The sequence below is a fragment of the Tenacibaculum aquaeponti genome (assembly GCF_057221555.1).
This window is the reverse complement of record NZ_CM170147.1, coordinates 791,238-808,148: the sequence shown is the minus strand read 5'-3', so window position 1 is coordinate 808,148 and position 16,911 is coordinate 791,238. Positions and strand designations below refer to the sequence as shown.

The 16,911-nt window shown below is 30.0% G+C and carries 21 protein-coding genes; 6 read left to right on the top strand and 15 right to left on the bottom strand.

Annotated elements, in window-relative coordinates:
• Positions 1-3: 3 nt before the first annotated feature.
• The 5 genes from AC2TEO_RS03700 to AC2TEO_RS03680 are packed head-to-tail and all read left to right on the top strand — an operon-like array spanning position 4 to position 4,239.
• Complete coding sequence (locus tag AC2TEO_RS03700; RefSeq protein WP_442266816.1) at positions 4-522, top strand: hypothetical protein; 519 nt, start codon at positions 4-6, stop codon at positions 520-522.
• A gap of 18 nt (positions 523-540) precedes the next feature.
• Positions 541-1,221, top strand: a complete 681-nt coding sequence (locus AC2TEO_RS03695) for a hypothetical protein (protein ID WP_442266815.1) — start codon at positions 541-543, stop codon at positions 1,219-1,221.
• Between the two features lie 6 nt (positions 1,222-1,227).
• Positions 1,228-1,698: an SET domain-containing protein gene (locus AC2TEO_RS03690; protein ID WP_442266814.1), complete on the top strand. Its 471-nt coding sequence runs from the start codon at positions 1,228-1,230 to the stop codon at positions 1,696-1,698.
• Positions 1,699-1,755: 57 nt separating this feature from the next.
• The gene (locus AC2TEO_RS03685) at positions 1,756-3,060 is read left to right on the top strand and encodes an eCIS core domain-containing protein (RefSeq protein WP_442266813.1); all 1,305 of its coding nucleotides are present in this window, start codon (positions 1,756-1,758) and stop codon (positions 3,058-3,060) included.
• A gap of 6 nt (positions 3,061-3,066) precedes the next feature.
• The gene (locus AC2TEO_RS03680) at positions 3,067-4,239 is read left to right on the top strand and encodes a hypothetical protein (protein ID WP_442266812.1); all 1,173 of its coding nucleotides are present in this window, start codon (positions 3,067-3,069) and stop codon (positions 4,237-4,239) included.
• Positions 4,240-4,630: 391 nt separating this feature from the next.
• Here AC2TEO_RS03680 and AC2TEO_RS03675 read toward each other — a convergent pair whose 3' ends face one another.
• The 5 genes from AC2TEO_RS03675 to AC2TEO_RS03655 all read right to left on the bottom strand — a co-directional run bounded on the left by AC2TEO_RS03675 (position 4,631) and on the right by AC2TEO_RS03655 (position 9,840).
• The gene (locus tag AC2TEO_RS03675; protein WP_442266811.1) at positions 4,631-5,194 is read right to left on the bottom strand and encodes a TVP38/TMEM64 family protein; all 564 of its coding nucleotides are present in this window, start codon (positions 5,192-5,194) and stop codon (positions 4,631-4,633) included.
• 445 nt (positions 5,195-5,639) lie between these two features.
• The gene (locus tag AC2TEO_RS03670) at positions 5,640-5,969 is read right to left on the bottom strand and encodes a YbjQ family protein (RefSeq protein WP_442266810.1); all 330 of its coding nucleotides are present in this window, start codon (positions 5,967-5,969) and stop codon (positions 5,640-5,642) included.
• Between the two features lie 54 nt (positions 5,970-6,023).
• Entirely contained in the window at positions 6,024-7,703 is a 1,680-nt protein-coding gene (gene ggt, locus AC2TEO_RS03665; protein WP_442266809.1) for a gamma-glutamyltransferase, read from the bottom strand.
• Positions 7,704-7,734: 31 nt separating this feature from the next.
• Entirely contained in the window at positions 7,735-8,322 is a 588-nt protein-coding gene (locus AC2TEO_RS03660; RefSeq protein WP_442266808.1) for an acyl carrier protein phosphodiesterase, read from the bottom strand.
• A gap of 54 nt (positions 8,323-8,376) precedes the next feature.
• Positions 8,377-9,840 carry an aminoacyl-histidine dipeptidase gene (locus tag AC2TEO_RS03655; protein WP_442266807.1) on the bottom strand — a complete coding sequence of 488 codons (1,464 nt, stop codon included), beginning with the start codon at positions 9,838-9,840 and terminating at the stop codon, positions 8,377-8,379.
• A gap of 124 nt (positions 9,841-9,964) precedes the next feature.
• On the opposite strand from AC2TEO_RS03655, the gene recR reads away from it, so the two are divergent.
• Positions 9,965-10,582, top strand: a complete 618-nt coding sequence (gene recR / locus AC2TEO_RS03650; protein WP_442266806.1) for a recombination mediator RecR — start codon at positions 9,965-9,967, stop codon at positions 10,580-10,582.
• 46 nt (positions 10,583-10,628) lie between these two features.
• On the opposite strand, the gene AC2TEO_RS03645 is transcribed toward recR, so the two are convergent.
• From AC2TEO_RS03645 to AC2TEO_RS03600, 10 genes are all read right to left on the bottom strand, one after another.
• Positions 10,629-11,024, bottom strand: coding sequence for a lipocalin-like domain-containing protein (locus AC2TEO_RS03645; protein WP_442266805.1), 396 nt, complete (start codon positions 11,022-11,024; stop codon positions 10,629-10,631).
• A gap of 237 nt (positions 11,025-11,261) precedes the next feature.
• A complete protein-coding gene (locus AC2TEO_RS03640) occupies positions 11,262-11,702 on the bottom strand; it encodes a DUF4440 domain-containing protein (RefSeq protein ID WP_484730876.1) in 441 nt (146 codons plus the stop codon).
• Between the two features lie 75 nt (positions 11,703-11,777).
• The gene (locus AC2TEO_RS03635; RefSeq protein ID WP_442266803.1) at positions 11,778-12,350 is read right to left on the bottom strand and encodes a Crp/Fnr family transcriptional regulator; all 573 of its coding nucleotides are present in this window, start codon (positions 12,348-12,350) and stop codon (positions 11,778-11,780) included.
• A 91-nt stretch (positions 12,351-12,441) separates the two neighbouring features.
• Positions 12,442-12,804, bottom strand: coding sequence for a lipocalin family protein (locus tag AC2TEO_RS03630; protein ID WP_442266802.1), 363 nt, complete (start codon positions 12,802-12,804; stop codon positions 12,442-12,444).
• Between the two features lie 12 nt (positions 12,805-12,816).
• Positions 12,817-13,251 (bottom strand): lipocalin family protein, encoded by a 435-nt coding sequence (locus tag AC2TEO_RS03625; protein WP_442266801.1) that lies wholly within the window; start codon positions 13,249-13,251, stop codon positions 12,817-12,819.
• A gap of 46 nt (positions 13,252-13,297) precedes the next feature.
• Positions 13,298-13,894, bottom strand: a complete 597-nt coding sequence (locus AC2TEO_RS03620; RefSeq protein ID WP_442266800.1) for a CopD family protein — start codon at positions 13,892-13,894, stop codon at positions 13,298-13,300.
• A gap of 3 nt (positions 13,895-13,897) precedes the next feature.
• Positions 13,898-14,917 (bottom strand): ferrochelatase, encoded by a 1,020-nt coding sequence (gene hemH / locus AC2TEO_RS03615; RefSeq protein WP_442266799.1) that lies wholly within the window; start codon positions 14,915-14,917, stop codon positions 13,898-13,900.
• A 10-nt stretch (positions 14,918-14,927) separates the two neighbouring features.
• The gene (locus AC2TEO_RS03610) at positions 14,928-15,566 is read right to left on the bottom strand and encodes a hypothetical protein (protein ID WP_442266798.1); all 639 of its coding nucleotides are present in this window, start codon (positions 15,564-15,566) and stop codon (positions 14,928-14,930) included.
• Positions 15,563-16,066 carry a TrmH family RNA methyltransferase gene (locus AC2TEO_RS03605; RefSeq protein ID WP_442266797.1) on the bottom strand — a complete coding sequence of 168 codons (504 nt, stop codon included), beginning with the start codon at positions 16,064-16,066 and terminating at the stop codon, positions 15,563-15,565. The genes AC2TEO_RS03610 and AC2TEO_RS03605 overlap by 4 nt, the downstream gene beginning before the upstream one ends.
• Positions 16,067-16,909 (bottom strand): alpha/beta hydrolase family protein, encoded by an 843-nt coding sequence (locus AC2TEO_RS03600; RefSeq protein WP_442266796.1) that lies wholly within the window; start codon positions 16,907-16,909, stop codon positions 16,067-16,069. It abuts the gene before it with no gap.
• Positions 16,910-16,911 lie beyond the last annotated feature (2 nt).

Here is a 16,911-nt window from a genome sequence, read left to right as displayed (position 1 = left end):
GTAATGAGTACAATATTAGTAATACAAAACCACAAAGAAAAACATATATATCAATTAATACTCATTATAAAATCTTGGGATAAAAATCTTACAATAACTGATAGAAACATATTACTTGCAGAAGCACTCAATTATTGTGTAGAAAGAAAGGGAATACAAATAAAAGGATATGTAATAGCGAAAAGAAGGTTGTTTTTAATATTGAAAAGCAAGCATCATAACTTAGATAAAATACTGAATTATCTCGCAAAAAAAATAGTAGAATTGATATATGAGTATCAATATATTTTTACTAATGCAGATGAAGAAAGTTTAGGATATGAAAACAGTTATCGAGAACTATTTAAAAAGCAGACTTTATACAATCCATACATTATTAAAATATTAACAGGAAAGAAGATAAAACTCCCATATGAAAATTCACATATAGAAAAACTAAAAGCAATTATTAACACCTATAATTATTGCTCTACTATTGATTATAGCGGAGCTATAGGACCTGTAATTGTTCATACAAAATAAAACAAAACCTCAATTATCATGGAATATAAAAAAACAAACACTGTACAAAGAAAAGAAGCTAGTGCAAATCAAGTAGGTAAAGAAGCAATACAATTGAAGGATAATAGAACTCAACCAATTCAACGTTTTGATATGCCAGGAGGAGGAGATTTAGAGGGGAATTTTAATTCTCAGTTCTTTGGAGGCCTTGGAACTGCTACTGCGAATGTATTAGGGTTTCCAACTCAAAAATTATTACCATTTGCAAGACGTTTTGGAGAGTTACCAAAAGGAAGAGAAGAATTGCAACAAGTTGTAGAACCTTATAGAACGGGAGAAGATACATTAGCAGCTAATATGGCAGAAATGATAACAGGTCAAAATGGAGCACAATCTTTATTAAGGCAGCCAGTAGGTCCTGAAGCTATTCTGGCATTTCAACGACAATTGTCAGCAATGCATGGGGCAGAGGGATTACCTATGTCTAAACAATACGGAGTGGAATTTTCTGGACATATGGATTTAATGAAAGCATTTGGAAAAGACTTATGGAGGAATCCAAGTTCTGGATTTGGTAGTGGTGTTTTACTTCACGGAGTTGGTGCTGGTTTTTCTTTAGCTAAAGGAGTTGGTCATTCTATTAAAGAGAATCCGCAAGAATTTGTTGAACAATATAGTGCAGCTCTCGAAAAACAGTTTGATCCTTCAAGTGGATATTAATAAGGTATGTACGAGAGCTTAAAACATACAAAGTCAAATAGTACGCAAAAAACTAGTGAGTCATCTAGAATTCATAGCCCGTTAAGTATAACAGATAATAGATTAGAGACAACGCAACAATTAAAAATGTGGAATAAAGATCGTTTGCCTGAATCTTTTAAAAATAAGAAATGGTTTATAGATAATTCACCAATACATGGCAAAGGAGTTATGGCAGGTAAAGGTTTGAAAAAAGAAGAAAAATTAGGTAAAGTAGCCTCATTAGATAAAAATATAGGAGTAGATATTACGAGTGATTTTGGGGCTTTAATAAATCATCAATCCAATAAAAATGCAAATGCAAGTATAAAGAAAGAAGGAACTAACTTTTTTCTTAAAACAAATGAAGCCATAAAAGAAGGAGAAGAAATTACCACAGATTATGATACTGCTGGACCGTATTTCGCTAAAAGTAAGTCTTCGTATAAAGATATGTAGATACAACTAGCGAGAAAGAAAATAATGACAGAGAATAATAATTAAAACATTCCTCTTGTGAAAAAACAAGCTCAAATTCAAAGAAAAGAAACCAAAATATCAGTTAGCCAACATATTGGTCAGCGAAAAGAAAATGGTTCTAACGGATGCTCTTTAATCGATAATCGTTCAAGTTCTGTAGTGCAAAAAAAAGAGAATAATACAGGATTGTCAGACAATTTAAAAGCAGGAATAGAGAATCTGTCAGGGTATGCAATGGATGATGTAAAGGTACATTACAATTCCGATAAACCAGCGCAGTTAAATGCACATGCCTACGCACAAGGAACCGATATTCATGTGGCTAGCGGACAAGAAAAACATGTACCACATGAAGCTTGGCATGTAGTACAACAAAAACAAGGTAGAGTACAACCGACCACTGCTGTAAATGGAGCACAAGTTAATGATAATGTAGGTTTAGAAACTGAAGCCGATGTGATGGGAGCAAAAGCATTGAATACAGAAATAAGCAATTCTGTTCAATTAGCTAAAAAAGAGACTACAAGTGGAACTCCTGTTCAGATGTTTAATAAAGGAGTAGCTGCATTTGGAGGGTTAGCCGGTTTCGTTTTAGCAGGAGCAAATCCTCTGTTAGGGCTTGGTATGGCATTATTAGGAGGGGGAATTGGAGGTCTATATGGAGATAATTTATTTAGAGATGAAGAAGAACCAGGATTAGGGGGTAATTTAAACCTACCAATAGTTGATGAATTGGATCAAAGAAACCAGGTTTTACCTCAAGAAAATCCATTACAGATAATTAATGCTCTACAAGGAGATCCACAGCAAAGGAGGGATAATTTAGGGACTCTAATTAATACTCCAACAGGAAGGTTTGTAGAAGATTTAGTTGAGAATCAAGATAACTATCCTGTACTACCAATGAATCCACAGCATTTAGCAATAGGAACAGATAGTGATAGGTATCCGAATATGAATATGCTTAGACCTGTATTAGAGCAAGAACACAATGAAGGTCAAGGTGAATTACCAACTTTTTTAACAGGACATTTATATAACCAAGCAGAAGAATTTAATGAAGAAAGAAATAGACAATTTATCCAAGGATTTATAAATGGAATACCACAAGAAGGAGAAGAAAGAGCAAATTATAGAGTAACCTTAAACCATAATATGGTAAATGCTTGGACTAGACAAAGACAAGAAGGAGAATCATTTAATGATTTTGTACAAAGACGTTACCCTCCTAGAGATGATAGAGAATATGATGGTACAAGGCAAGAGATTAGCGATTTAATAAATGCAGGCTTTACTCCGATTAACACAAACGGAAGCAGAATGACACTTGGTTTAAATTAATGATATATGTATATAAAAACAAATAAACTTAAAGAGAATAAAAGTAATACCGTTGCTAATTCTGTTGCAGGAAAGATTAATAAAGTAAAGCAGTGTGTCAGTTTTTTGGATAATCGATCAGAAACCATTACTCAAAGGAAATTAATGAAGAAACATTCTGTAGATCAACATATAAATAATTCAAATGTAATGCAACTGCGTAAAGTTAAATTAGGAGATGGAAAGGTTGTTGAGACAGATGAACTATCACAAAAACAATTTGAAAGTTTAATAAGAGAACATGCAGAAAGCCATCCTAATATTGCTGCAAAATTAGAGTATCTAATGAACGAGCCACCAACAACTATTATAGACGATGGTGTTGTTAAAATCAATCCAGAGATCATGTACGAAGGACTTCAACCTGAACCTGACTTTTCTCGTAAACCAATAGAAAATGATTTTCATAAAAGTTGGGGGGCAAGAGAACGTGATCCCTATAATAGAGCCAATCCTAATTGGCTACCTCCATTACCTAAAGAACTTAAAGGCAAGGAGAAAAATGATTTTATGAAAAAGCATAATAATAAATACCCAACCGTAAAAATAGCTTCTAAAGATACATTTACTCATTTTACGACTAAAGCAGGTGCAGAAGGAATGAATAATACCGAAATGATGTATCCTTCTGTAGATGCAGGAATTAAAACCACTCATTATGGTAGAGGAGTTTATTTTTCTAGTATAGGAAAGGAAGATTTACAAGACAAAACACATGGAGATATAACAAAAGCAATTTATACACACGATAGTGCAGAAAATAGAGAGCGTAGTGATTATTTAGCAGAAGTAGATATGAGAGATAAATTAGTTTTAGAATATGCTTTAGATGGTAAAGATCCTGTATTTATGCATCCTACTTCAGAGCCTGTAGATGTTCAAGGGAATATAAGTATTAGCAACACAGCCAGCCATGTAATTCAAGATGAAAGACCAAAAGCAAAAGCTATTGATTCGAAACCTAAAGGTCAAGAAAAAAAGAAATTACCTAATCCACCTAAAGCACCAATTGATTATTCATATATCCAAGATTGGGAATACGCACGTAAAGATTATGAAACTGCAAAATCTATAGATCCTGAAACTTATGGAAAAATGTCATTTCCTACATTTTTGGAAGATTACAGCCAAAATATGTAAATTAAATCATTTCTCTTATTAAGAGAACTAACTAAATAGATGAAGAAAATTACATTAATTAATCCTTTTAAAATATAAAAAAACAACCATCAAAAACTCAAATTATAAAACAGAGTTTTTAGTGGTTTTTAATTTACTTTAAGTTCAAGTAGTAAACCTTATAGCTATAAGTATACTTTCTCTAAGTTTATCTAATTGTTCTAGTTCAGTAGTTAATTTACTAGTTAAAGATTTTTATACAATTCCTCTAAAGTATTTAGCTGATTATTTAAATTTTGATAGGCTAAGTATTTCATAAGTACTCAAAAACTAGCTACAAGTTGTAGTAAGGTATCGAGAAGTTCCGATACTTATAAAAACTGATTTAAGAGTATATAGAGAGAAAAGTATATTATAGTTTGAGCATATTACCCGAATACACATAAAAGGTGACTAGTATTAATTCCCCTAAGAATACACCTGTAAACATATATTTAAAAGGCATTTTAATAATTCCGGCAACATAACAAATAATGTCAGTTGGAACTAAAGGAAAAAATGACCAGCCAAACACTAAATATGTAGCTTTTGAACTTTGAAGTTTGCTTTCCCATTTTTTAACTTTCTTAGGATATTTTTTTTCTAAATATTCACTAAAACCTAAGAGATCTGCAAAATAATATAAAGATGTGGCAGATAACATAATTCCGACCATAGATATAATTAATACCAAGAGTAGTTGATCTGGAAATAATAAAACTCCAGTAATTACAAAAGGTGTACTCGGAATTAAGAAAAATCCTCGTATAAGTGATAGTAGAATATATACAGTCATTATTTGTCCCTTATAAGAACTAATGAAGTCTTTGATGTAATCTACAGAGAATATTTCTGGATTTTTTACATAGCGATATAAAAGGTAAATAAGTAATACTCCCCATAGTATATAAAAGATTTTTTTTCCTGTCTTTAACATAGTTTTCTTCAAAAAAGGTTAATAGTGCAATTATTATTCTATTTCTAGAATTTACTTGATAAGACGACCATTTAAAAGAAATGTTACTTCTGTTTTAAAAATAAAGAAATTGTAGTTAAAAAGTGTAAAATGACTTAGTTATCAGTTAAATAATAATTTAGGGGTAAAGAATACCAATAAAATAGAAAGTAGTACTAAATAAAAACCATATAAAACGATTTTACTTTTTATTCCATTTGTAATTACTAAAAACAAAAAAAGTATAACGATTAAAATCAGTCCTAAAGGCGAGTATATAAAAAATAGAAAGAACAAATAAATATCAAACAGAGGTAATAGATTGAGATTGATTAAGATTAACAATATATTATAAAGAATAAAAAAGCCAATAATTAATTTATTAGCTTTTCTTCTTTTGCGTTCGTATCTGGTTGACATTTATATTTTATTTAGGAGAAATTCGTACAGCTGTTCCTGTAATAGAAACAACTAAAACATTAGAACTAGATACAGTTTCAATATCTATTTTAATTCCCACAACAGCATTAGCATTTAGCTTTTCAGCATTGTTTTTTAGTTTTTGAAAAGCTTCTTCTTTAATGCCTTCTAAACCTAATTCATAAGCTTCATAATACTTTTTCATACTAAACATATCTTTAAAAGACATTTTAGTTCCGTTGTAATTGTAAGATGAATTGTAAGAAATACCGGTTACAATTCCTTTATATTCAGTTATTTTGTGCCCTTCAATTGAGTTAGTTGTTGTTAAAATCATAATTAATATTTTGATATTAGTAGTAGAAAAGAATGTGTTGTTACATTCGAATATTTAAAAACCAACAGCTTTATCATCACCTCTATGATCTGCACCACCTTCTAATTTGCCATCAGGAAGTACTAAAATAGCATCGACTTTACCAATTACAGGTGAGTTAGTTTCATCTAGTTTATAGTCTAAAGATTTTAATTTGTTTTTAATTTCTTCGGAAAAGCCGTTGGGCTCCATTTTAATAACATCTGGTAACCATTGATGATGAAAACGAGGTTGGTTTACGGCTTCTTGCATTCCCATTTTATATTCATGAACATTTAAAATTGTTTGTAAAACAGAAGTGATAATTGTAGAACCACCAGGAGTTCCAACTACCATAAATAATTTTCCATTTTTCTCAACAATAGTAGGTGTCATAGAACTTAGCATTCTTTTTTCAGGTTCAATTTTATTAGCTTCTGCGCCAACTAAACCGAACATGTTTGGTATCCCAGGTTTGCTACTAAAATCATCCATTTCATTATTTAAAAAGAAACCTAGTTCGCTACAATATAATTTTGAACCAAAAGCAGCATTAATAGTTGTAGTTACAGAAACTGCATTTCCGAATTGATCTATAATAGAGTAGTGGGTAGTTTCATTACTTTCAGAAAATGTGATATTACCATGAGAAACATCACTAGAAGAAGTAGCTTTATCAAAAGAAAAGTTTTCCATTCTAGAAGTACTATAAGTTTTACTGATTAAAGTTTCTTTTGGAATTTTTACAAAATCAGGATCACCTAAGAAAAAACTTCTGTCAGCATAAGCTCTTCGCTCAGCTTCAGTAATTACTTGAATAGATTTAGCAGAATTATGTCCATATTTATCTAAATCATAAGGTTCAATAGCATTCATAATTTGTGCTAAACAAATTCCTCCACTAGAAGGCGGAGCCATAGAAATAATTTTTAAATCATCGTAATTGAATACAATCGGAGTTCTCCATTTAGCTTCATATTTGGCTAAGTCTTCTTCAGTAATATACCCTCCGTTTTCTTGCATGAATTTAGCTAATATTTTTGCTGTTTCCCCTTTGTAAAATTCATCTCGACCATTTTTTTGGATTCGAGTTAATGTTTCTGCTAGAGAAACATATTTTATAGTATCGCCTTTTTTCCAATTATTATCTAATAAAATAGTTTCAGCATTTGCTTTTCTGAAATCTGGTGTATGCTTTTTTAAACGATTTTCTTGCTTTTGAGTTACAACAACACCTTTTTTGGCCAAATTGATAACCGGTTGTATAATTTCTTCTATAGGAAGCGAACCAAACTTTTTATGTGCAGCAAAAACTCCAGCAACAGTTCCAGGTATACCAACTGCTGTTGCTCCAATTGTACTTTTTCCTTTAATAACATTTCCTAGAGAATCTAAGTACATATCTTTTGTTGAAACTAAAGGAGCTTTTTCTCGATAATCCAAAGCACCAATTTCACCATTATTTTTTCTATAAACCATAAAACCACCGCCACCGATATTTCCTGCATAAGGAAAAGAAACTGCTAAGGCTAGTTCAGTAGCTACCATAGCATCAAAGGCATTACCACCTTTTTTAAGAATATTAGCTCCTATTTTAGAAGCTTCTTCTCTAGCAGAAACAACCATAGCTTTTTCTGTGATTAAGCCAATTTCTGGTTGCTTTTTACAGTTTAAGAATAATGTTATACATAAGAGAAAAGCAAAACTTTGTTTCATTTGATTGAAGGTTTTTTGATTATATAAAAAATTATATTTTGTCGATTTCATTGGTTACAAAATTGATTAATTCAAACATGAAGGCTTGAAAATCATTTTCAAGATCTGTATAATATAATTGAAGATCTTCAATAGCTAAATTCATTTGAGATTTTCCTTTAGTGCGTCTGTTCATTCCATTTAAAACATCTTGAATTCCTTGTATGAATTGATAATTATATAACCAGTTATACTGAATCATATATGGAAGTAGTTCTTGTGTTTTTTCAGGAAGTATTTTTTCGTTATTTAAAAATAATTGATAAATACTATTGGTATAAACATCTAAAGGAATTTGTGAGTAATCACTCCAATTTTTAGCTAAAAAATGATCGTAAAAAATATCTATTATTATCCCGTCATAATGTCCATAACGTTCATGTAATCGACGTTTACTTATACGGACAATTTCGTTTGAATCTGTAAATGTATCAATAGCTCTATGAAGATAAATGCCTCGCTGAATGTCTTCTGGAAAATGCTTGAATTTATTCCCTTTAACATGATCGGCAATAAAATTACCTATCATAATTTCAGTATTGTTTGGGGGAGATAAATAGAGATGAGCCAAAAAATTCATAGGCTAAATGTAAAGAAAAAACCACAAACAAAATTTGTTTGTGGTTTTTTAACATTAATCCTTTTTAGGTATGTTTTTTAGAATTTCTAATAAATACTTCCAAAATTTTTGCATTGATGAAATCTGAGCTCTTTCATCTGGAGAATGTGCTCCTCTGATATTTGGCCCGAAAGAAATCATATCCATTTCAGGATAATTTTGACCTAAAATTCCACACTCTAAACCAGCATGACATGCAGCTACATGTGGTTCAGCATTATTCATTTCTATATATAAATACTTTAGTATTTTTAAAATATCTGAATTTGTATTTGGTAACCAACCAGGATAAGAGCCTGAGAATTCAACATCAAATCCAGCTAATTCGAAAACAGAACGTAATGAATTTGCTAAATCCCACTTGTTTGTTTCAGAAGAAGAACGTGTTAAACATCCAATTTTAATAGCTCCATCTTTAACTATTACACGAGCTACATTATTAGATGTTTCTACTAAATCTTTAATATCTGGACTCATACGGTAAACTCCGTTTAAGGCCCCATAAATAGATTTTATTAAACCGATTTGAACACCTAAGTCCATTACAGTTTCTGGAGTTTCTACTTCTTTAAGTTCAATAGTTAAGTTTTCTTCTAAAGAAGCAAACTCACCTTTTATTTCATTTATTAATTCATTTAATTCAAATAAGAAGGGGTCTTTAGAAACTGTGTCTATAACTATAGTAGAAAAACTTTCTCTTGGAATAGCATTACGTAAACTACCTCCATTAATTTCGGAAATTCGTAAACCATAATTTGTAAACCCGTCAAATAATAAACGATTCATTATTTTATTGGCGTTTCCTAAACCTTTATGAATATCCATTCCTGAATGACCCCCATTTAACCCTGTTACAGAAAGTTCAAAAGCAGTTGTGTTTTCTGGGGTATTTTCTGATTCGTATGTTCTTGTTGCAGTAATATCTACACCACCAGCACAACCAATTCCAATTTCATCATCTTCTTCAGTATCTAAGTTTAAAAGAATATCACCAGTTAAAATTCCGCCTTCAAGTCCCATTGCACCAGTCATGCCAGTTTCTTCATCAATAGTAAATAAAGCTTCGATTGCAGGATGAGTAATATCATTCGAAGATAACACAGCCATAATAGAAGCAACTCCTAATCCGTTATCAGCTCCTAAAGTCGTACCTTCTGCTTTTACCCAATCTCCATCAATAAACATTTTAATTCCTTCTGTGTCAAAATCAAAACTTGTATCTGCATTTTTTTGATGTACCATATCTAAATGGCTTTGCATTACAACTGTTTTCCTATCTTCCATTCCTAAAGTTGCAGGCTTACGAATAATTACATTTCCAACCTTATCAACAAAAGTCTCTAGATTTAATTTTTTACCAAAATCAACCATAAATTGAATTACTCGCTCTTCTTTTTTTGAAGGACGAGGAACTGCATTTAAATCAGCAAAGTGATTCCATACTACTTTAGGTTCAATATTTCTTATTTCTGAACTCATTCTTTTTAGTTTTGTTTGATGAATCAAAGGTACGTTTTTTGGTGTTTTTAAAGAAGTTATTCTAAGGTTTAGATGATTTGTTTTTATGTTGTGTCTTTCTCTTAGATTATTGTAATTTCGCAATATGGATTTTTCATCTAAACTTCTTGAAAATGCTGTTAATGAAGTTAGCAGATTACCTGGTATCGGAAAGCGTACGGCTTTACGTTTAGTTTTACATTTATTAAAACAGCCTTCGGATAATACAAAGTATTTAACAACTGCACTAACACAGTTTAGAACAGAAGTTAAGGAATGTAAAAAGTGTTATAACATTTCCGATACAGAGTTATGTGATATTTGTAGTAATTCTAACAGGAAAGAAGAAATTGTTTGTGTTGTAGAAGATATAAGAGATGTTATGGCAATTGAAAATACTGGACAATTTAGAGGTTTGTATCATGTCTTAGGAGGAAAAATTTCACCAATAGAAGGTATTGGACCACAAAATTTAAATATAGAGCCTTTAGTTGAAAAAGTGAAAAGAGGAGAAGTGAAAGAATTGATTTTTGCTTTAAGTTCTACAATGGAAGGAGACACAACAAATTTTTATATTTATAAGCAAATAGAAGATTTTGCTATTACTACATCAACAATAGCTAGAGGAATTTCAGTAGGAGATGAGTTAGAGTATGCAGATGAAGTTACTCTTGGACGAAGTATTATTAATCGAATACCATTTGAAAATAGTTTAAAACAATAAAAAAACGCCTAATTTTAGGCGTTTTTTATTGGGAGTTATTGTATTGTTATTGTTTTTTCCAAGTAACAGAACCAAAAGTAAATTTAGTATTGTTATCAGTAAAATTAATAGTTATTACATCTGGAGTAGTTCCTCCATCTTCTAAAAACTCATAAACACCACTTCCATTACTTTTCCAAGTACCTTTATCTACTCCATCAGAATTACAATTTGTAGCGTCAGTACCTCCATAAAATTCACTAGTAGTTGTACCGTCACTATTAAAAACTAAGGTAGATTTTTTAGTACACTCATTAGTTTCATCAATAGTTTGACCGTTGTCTTGTGTAACTTGTTTTTCTAATTTCCAAGTTCCAATGATAGGATCAGTTACCGTGTTGTCATCATCTGAACAAGAAACAGCTAATAAAAGAGCTGCTGCGATTGATAATAGTTTTTTCATAATGTATTTAATAATTTATTTAGGAGGGGCAAATCTAATTAAATTTTACCAAAAAAGACAACGTTTTGTCTATGAAACGTAGTATATAAATAAACGCTAACTTTTAGTGTTTAGCACGAGCCGAATTTCTTATTTTACGTTTAATTTATTTTAACAAATATAACTAAATAAAAAATTTGGTATATAATTGCTATGTTTTATACACGTTGTTGGTAGTAGTTATTTACCGCTTCAATTTTACTCTATCACAATTGGAATATCGCTTACTACTTTCCAATTATTATTTTCATCTTGTATTAAAATCAAGTATTTATGCATATTGGATGACTTATCGGACTTGAAAAGAACATCTACAATTGCGGTATGTTCTGTAATACTTATTTTTTTAAATTCTGTTTGATAAGAAGTTCCGCCAATTTTGTTTCCTTTCATCATTTCAAGATACATTTTCTTTGTGATGATTGTTGTAGTTTTTGAACCTTTAAACCTATTAGCAACTACTCGATAATCTTTATGCAAATATTCTTTTATTTTTGAAATATTCCTTTCTGATGTTGCATTTTCTAAATTAAGTACGATATTTTTAATTTCTTTTTCCATAGTTTCGTTTTGGTTTTGTGCCTTGCAATTTGAAAAACAAATTGTGTTTATTAAAGCAAATAATAAGTAGTGTTTCATAATATTAGTTTTTATGTCCTCGACAAAGAAACGATGAATAATTTTCATTTCTTTTGACGTTAGTCACAAAATAATTTATGAAATTCTTTTCCGAATTCTACTTAAAGATTCTCTACTTATTCCCAAGTATGATGCTAAATATTGAAGTGGAATACGCTTAACTAATTCTGGATTGTTTTCAAGAATATATAAATACCTTTCTTTCGGTGAATGGCTAATTTGAAGCGATGAGTATTTTTGTTCGCTAATAATTAGTTTTTCCAATATCATTCTTCCCATTTTTTGGTAAAAGACTGACTTTTCATAAAGTTTTGTCAGTTTGTCTTTATCGATGTAAAAAACTGTACTGTCTTCTATTGCCTGAATATTTTTTACAGAAGGAATATTATTAGTCATACTTTCAATTTCTCGGAGAAAGTCATTTTGTAAATAAAACGAAGTATTAATCTCTTTTCCGTCATTATTTATGTGAAAAGTTCGGATTAAACCTTTGGATAAAAAGAAAATACCCTGACAGATTTGACCTTGCTTTAATAAATATTCCTTTTTCTTTAATTTTTTTGTTTCAAGTATCAATTTAAATATTTCCCAATCTTCGTTAGATATCTTTAAGATTTCCTCAAATGTGTTCTTTAATGATTGATACATCGTTTGTTTTTAATTACTACCAGCGACTACTATGCGTAAAATATTATAATTTTATAAAAAAAGAGAGTGATTTAACACTCTCTTTTTTTATTTATTGTTTTTTGTAAACTGTATTTCCACTGACAATTCTAAAAGTTTTATTCTCGTCAGAAAACTCAATTTTTGATTCTATATTGTTAAAATTGTATAAATCATCACCTTTATTTTCCCATGTGTTTTCACCTCTAATTGAAATACATGTTCCGTTCAAATCTTGAAAAGTTTCAGAAGATGTGGTTTTATTTGAGTTAAAAGTAATAGTTGATTGCTTTTCACAATCTGTAACTTCTGTGCCATCTACTGAGAATAAATTCCATGTTCCAATAATTAGGTCATTAATATTTTCTTCATTAGAATCACCTGAGCACGAACTAAAAAGGGCTAAAAAAAATAAAGCGCAAATAAATTTATTCATTTTTTTAATATTTTATTGTCTCTTATAAGTTTGACGAACTACAATCATAGTTTTACCGTCATCTGAAAATTCGAAGCTAACATCAGGACCAGAAGTATAACCATCTCTTCTTAATTCATAAACATTGTTGTTTTTACTTGTCCATTCACCTGTAACGTTTAAGATTTCATCGCAATTATTGTTTACAGTGTTGAATTCTATTTGATTATACGAATTATCTTCATTAAAAATAAATGTCGTCTTTTTTAAACAATTATCTACTTCTACACCATCTGTACTTAAAAATAAAGACCAAGTACCAATTATAGGATCTTTTGTTTCATTATCACCTCCATTATTGTCTGTTATAACTCCATTTCCGTTATCAGGATCTACCATTTCAGAATCATTAGAAGAACAAGAAATTAGACATAAAAAAGTTAATGAAAGAATAATAATTTTTTTCATAATAAGGGGATTTTTTAAAATTTTCACGAAATATAGGTATTTATTTTTAAACTGTATCTTCTGTTTTTTTATTGTTTTCAATAAGCTCTTTTTCGTATTTATCCCAACTTTTTTTATTCCTGATTCTTTTGTATAATTTTACACTTAGCATTAAAAGTATTGAAACTAATACAATTCCTATAACACCCCAAATCCAATTAATTGCGTTTTTTAATACTACTAAAAATACTACAGCAAAAAGAATTATTGTAGCAACTTCATTCCAAATTCTTAATTTGAATGAATTATATTTTATAATATCTTTTTGAAGTTGTTTAAAAATTACATGACAAGCAGCATGATAAAAATAAAGAGCTAAAACAAATGATAATTTAACATGCATCCACGAAGCGTATAAAAAGCCAGGATTTTCTATTAGCATCCAAAAAGCAAAAACACTAGCTAAAATAGCTGAAGGCCAGGTGATAATATACCAAAGTCTTTTCTCCATTAATTTATATTGATCTTGCAGTATTTTTTTTGCAGGTTCGTCTTTTTTTTCAGCTTCTGAATGATATATAAAAAGACGAACTATATAGAATAGTCCTGCAAACCATGTGACTACAAAAATTATGTGAAGAGATTTTAAATATTCAAAGCTCATAATTTATTTTTTTTCAAATTCATGAATCCATTTTGCTAACGCATCTACCCATTCTTCATTATCATTTAAACAAGGAACAGTGTAGAATTCTTCACCGCCAGCTTCTTCAAATTCTTCTTTACCTTCCATGGCGATTTCTTCCAAAGTTTCTAAACAGTCTGAAACAAAAGCAGGAGTTACAATTGCTAATTTTTTAATACCGTCTTTTTCGGCTTTTTTAATAATTGTTCTATCAGTATAAGGTTGTAACCACGGATCAACTCCTAATCGAGATTGGAAAGTAGTTGTAACATTGTTTTCATCTAAACCTAATTCAGTAATAACATTTTTGGTGGTTTGAAAACATTGATGACGGTAACAATAGTTATGCGCAGCAGATTGTGTATTACAACAACTTCCATCAATTTTACAATGTGATTTAGTAATGTCTGATTTACGAATATGTCTTTCTGGAACTCCATGATAAGAGAACAAAATATGATCGTAATCTTTATCAGATAAATAATCTTTTATACTATTTGATAATGCACTGATGTACTCTTTTTTATTGTAAAAAGAAGGAAGGTTGGTCAATGTCATATTAGGAAAATGTTCTTTTCTTAATTCTTCAGCTAATACCAAAATGGTTTCAGTAGTTGCCATAGCAAATTGTGGATACAGAGGAACTAAAAGTACATCTGTAACTCCTTTATCATGTAATTTTTGTAATCCTTGCTTGATTGAAGGGTTTCCATAACGCATTGCTAAAGCTATAGGAAGATCTGTTTTAGCTTGTACTTTTTCTTGTAAACGTTCAGAAAGTACAATTAAAGGCGAACCTTCTTCCCACCAAATCTTTTTATATGCAGCAGCAGATTTTTTCGGACGCGTATTTAAAATGATTCCTTTAACTAAGAACGAACGAAACCAATACGGAAAATCAATCACACGTTCATCCATTAAAAACTCTCCTAAATATCGTTTTACATCTTTTGGATCTGTACTATCTGGAGATCCTAAGTTTACTAATAATACTCCTTTCATTCTTTATAATTTATCTGAGACAAGGTCCGCTTATTTTGGCCTCATCTAATCCAATTGTATTTTTATTTATTATATATTTTGAAACATCTTTGCTTAACACAAGACATTTAAATATTCTATCATTATACTTTTTATAACAATAAAAATTATGTATCTCGTCCATGTTTACTATAACATAAGTAAAATTGTATTCTAATTGAACATCTAAATCTTCTGGAGATAATTTCTCTGTTTGAAATACATATAATTTTTGGTCGTTTTTCTTTTGATCTTGTAAAGCTTTTTGTCTACCTATAATACATTTTTTAGATAAAGAAATGCGTTTAGGTCTTTTTCTCTTCCTCCAAATATCTTTATAAATATAGGTTTTAAAGACAGTTTCATTAATCTCAAAATTCATAAGATATTCATCTTGTTCCTTTTCTGTTTTGAGTCCAAAAAAACCATTTTGATCTACTAATTTTCGTTGTGTAAAACCTTCTATTGACACATGTACTTTTGGAAAACGATTTTTGAAACTTTCAGAAATAAATAATTGCCCTTTAATTAAATCTTGTGATTGTATTTTTAAAGGAATAAATACTAAAATCAAAATGTAAAAAACTCTTTTTATCATTTTAGTTAATCTACTTTTGAAAACTTCTCTCATTCATTCAATTGATTAGTAACTTCATATAAAGTAATAGCTAAACTATGAATAACATTCATGCTAGAATTTCTTCCAAACATTGGGATAGAGATAGTTGCATCTACCAAATCAATATGTTCTATACCATTTCGTTCGCTACCCAAAAGTAAAACCAATTTTTCATGATTTTTAAAATCAAAATCTTGAATATTTATGCTTTTATCAGTTATTTCGATACCAACAATTGTATTTCCTTCTTTTTTTAATTGTGCGATTAACTCAGAAAAATCTGAATAGGTTTCATTATGAATCTGTTGAATTGTATTTCGTGCTGTTTTTTTTACAATTCTATTGTTTAAAGCTGGTGAACTTTCGTGCAAATAAATTTGTTGTACACCAAAACTTTCTGCGATTCTAAAACACATTCCTATATTTTCTGGTGTTCTAATGGCATCGCAAACTATCGTTATAGGAAACTCTTTTGTTTTATTTTCTATTTCGTAATGTGTCAGTTGTTTCATTTAAATTTCTAAATCTAATAAGAACTCATTCCATAAATTATCTTTAAATTTCGATTTAAAGAATCCAAAGTGTCCAATGTTATCAACGTTATAGTTTTTTGGAGTTAAATGTTTACGGATAATTTCTGCATTAAAGTATTTTTTAGTCATCCAATCAATTGCTTTTTTAGGAGCAAAAGTATCATTGTCTGTACTGTAAGATGTGACTTTACCTTTTATTTGATGATGATATAATTCTTCTTTTTTCTTGTAATGAAATAAATAATCTTTCTTGCGTCCCCAGCTTGCAAATTCTTGTGCCATTGACTTCGGAAGATTTTCCATTCCTGTTATTTTTTTGCTTGGTAAATATCCAAATACAGTCGTAAAAACTGGAAAAATAACATGCCAGTTAAAATACATTTGAAGCCTACCAAAACCTTTCCAATGTTTAAAATAACCAGATTGACTAGCTACTAAAACTACATTATTAATGTATTTGTTAGCCGGAGTTAATCCTAAGATTTGTCCGCCTATACTATGGCAAACACAATCTATCTTAGCTTCTGGATGTTTTTCTTTGATATAATGTAAGACACTATTAATGTCGTTAATCGCCCAATTGGTAAGAGAAATATCAAAAGCTTTTAAGTTGTCTTTTTTAGAAGCTCCAATTCCAGCATAATCGAATGTATATGCAGTAATTCCTTTAGAGCTTAAAAATGAGGCAAATTTCTGATAGTATCCTTGTAAAACTCCAGTTGCAGAACATATCAAAACAACTTTGTTTTTATTCGATTTGCTAGAGAATTCAGTAAGACTTATAGCGTGACCAAGCGGAGTTGTTATTTCAAAAACTTCCATAA

Coding starts and splice junctions, on each gene's coding strand:
- AC2TEO_RS03675 (WP_442266811.1), bottom strand. CDS start 5,194: ATGTTAAAGACAGGAAAAAAAATCTTTTATATACTATGGGGAGTATTA.
- AC2TEO_RS03630 (WP_442266802.1), bottom strand. CDS start 12,804: ATGAATAAATTTATTTGCGCTTTATTTTTTTTAGCCCTTTTTAGTTCG.
- AC2TEO_RS03670 (WP_442266810.1), bottom strand. CDS start 5,969: ATGATTTTAACAACAACTAACTCAATTGAAGGGCACAAAATAACTGAA.
- AC2TEO_RS03605 (WP_442266797.1), bottom strand. CDS start 16,066: ATGAAACAACTGACACATTACGAAATAGAAAATAAAACAAAAGAGTTT.
- AC2TEO_RS03700 (WP_442266816.1), top strand. CDS start 4: ATGAGTACAATATTAGTAATACAAAACCACAAAGAAAAACATATATAT.
- AC2TEO_RS03645 (WP_442266805.1), bottom strand. CDS start 11,024: ATGAAAAAACTATTATCAATCGCAGCAGCTCTTTTATTAGCTGTTTCT.
- AC2TEO_RS03610 (WP_442266798.1), bottom strand. CDS start 15,566: ATGAGAGAAGTTTTCAAAAGTAGATTAACTAAAATGATAAAAAGAGTT.
- AC2TEO_RS03690 (WP_442266814.1), top strand. CDS start 1,228: ATGTACGAGAGCTTAAAACATACAAAGTCAAATAGTACGCAAAAAACT.
- AC2TEO_RS03680 (WP_442266812.1), top strand. CDS start 3,067: ATGTATATAAAAACAAATAAACTTAAAGAGAATAAAAGTAATACCGTT.
- AC2TEO_RS03625 (WP_442266801.1), bottom strand. CDS start 13,251: ATGAAAAAAATTATTATTCTTTCATTAACTTTTTTATGTCTAATTTCT.
- AC2TEO_RS03620 (WP_442266800.1), bottom strand. CDS start 13,894: ATGAGCTTTGAATATTTAAAATCTCTTCACATAATTTTTGTAGTCACA.
- recR (WP_442266806.1), top strand. CDS start 9,965: ATGGATTTTTCATCTAAACTTCTTGAAAATGCTGTTAATGAAGTTAGC.
- AC2TEO_RS03695 (WP_442266815.1), top strand. CDS start 541: ATGGAATATAAAAAAACAAACACTGTACAAAGAAAAGAAGCTAGTGCA.
- AC2TEO_RS03660 (WP_442266808.1), bottom strand. CDS start 8,322: ATGAATTTTTTGGCTCATCTCTATTTATCTCCCCCAAACAATACTGAA.
- AC2TEO_RS03635 (WP_442266803.1), bottom strand. CDS start 12,350: ATGTATCAATCATTAAAGAACACATTTGAGGAAATCTTAAAGATATCT.
- hemH (WP_442266799.1), bottom strand. CDS start 14,917: ATGAAAGGAGTATTATTAGTAAACTTAGGATCTCCAGATAGTACAGAT.
- AC2TEO_RS03640 (WP_484730876.1), bottom strand. CDS start 11,702: ATGAAACACTACTTATTATTTGCTTTAATAAACACAATTTGTTTTTCA.
- AC2TEO_RS03655 (WP_442266807.1), bottom strand. CDS start 9,840: ATGAGTTCAGAAATAAGAAATATTGAACCTAAAGTAGTATGGAATCAC.
- ggt (WP_442266809.1), bottom strand. CDS start 7,703: ATGAAACAAAGTTTTGCTTTTCTCTTATGTATAACATTATTCTTAAAC.
- AC2TEO_RS03600 (WP_442266796.1), bottom strand. CDS start 16,909: ATGGAAGTTTTTGAAATAACAACTCCGCTTGGTCACGCTATAAGTCTT.